This is a genomic window from Clostridium tarantellae (genome assembly GCF_009295725.1).
Classification (GTDB): domain Bacteria; phylum Bacillota; class Clostridia; order Clostridiales; family Clostridiaceae; genus Sarcina; species Sarcina tarantellae.
This window is the reverse complement of the sequence record NZ_WHJC01000560.1, coordinates 1-927: the sequence shown is the minus strand read 5'-3', so window position 1 is coordinate 927 and position 927 is coordinate 1. Positions and strand designations below refer to the sequence as shown.

The 927-nt window shown below is 21.8% G+C and carries 1 protein-coding gene; it reads right to left on the bottom strand.

Annotated elements, in window-relative coordinates:
• Positions 1–215: 215 nt before the first annotated feature.
• Complete coding sequence (locus GBZ86_RS16350; protein WP_152892426.1) at positions 216–878, bottom strand: CpsD/CapB family tyrosine-protein kinase; 663 nt, start codon at positions 876–878, stop codon at positions 216–218.
• Between the last annotated feature and the right edge of the window lie 49 nt (positions 879–927).

Here is a 927-nt window from a genome sequence, read left to right as displayed (position 1 = left end):
AAACTAATTAGTATAAAATTCCACAAAATATATTTTTATGAAAATTTAACATTTTTATAGAAATATAGCCGAATTATTTTTCTATTTTTTATATTTTGATTCGCAAATAAAATTCTATTAAATTTAATTTTTATTATTTTTATAAAAAAAATTAAAGTGTATACTAATTTATTTTTAAAATTAAATAAATTAGTATACACTTTCAATATTTACAGTTATTTCTCAGAATTTTCTTCATAATAATAATTATATTTATTTATATTTTCATTAATTTCATTTAATACAACTCCAATTAAATTAGCATTAACTTTTTTTAATTCATTTATTGCAGAATCTACTTCATCTTTTTTTGTTGATTCTGCTTTAATTACAAATATAGTTCCATCTACAATAGTAGCTGATATTTGTGGATCTGCTACTGCATTTACTGGGGGACTATCTAATATTATATAATCATAAACCATTTTTAAATCTTCAATTAAATTAGTCATAACTCTTGATCCTAACATTTCTGAGGGATTAGGAGGTACTTTTCCTGCTGTTACTATATGTAATCCACTATGATGTTTATTCAATATATCATCTACTGACTTTTCTCCTAATAAAACTTCAGATAATCCATATAAATTAGAAATTTTAAATTTTTTATGTAATGTAGGCTTTCTTAAATCACAATCTAATAACAAAGTCTTTTTTCCATCTTTAGCCATAGAAATAGCTAAATTTCCTGCTATTGTAGACTTACCTTCTCCAACTATTGAACTTGTTACTATTATTGACTTTATATTTGTATCAAAAGATGAATATTTTATATTTGTTCTTAAAGTTCTGTATGCTTCCGCTACAATTGATTTTGGATTTTCTTCTACTATAAACATATAAACTATCTCCTGTATATTAATTTTTTTCTTATGTTTTCTTTTATAT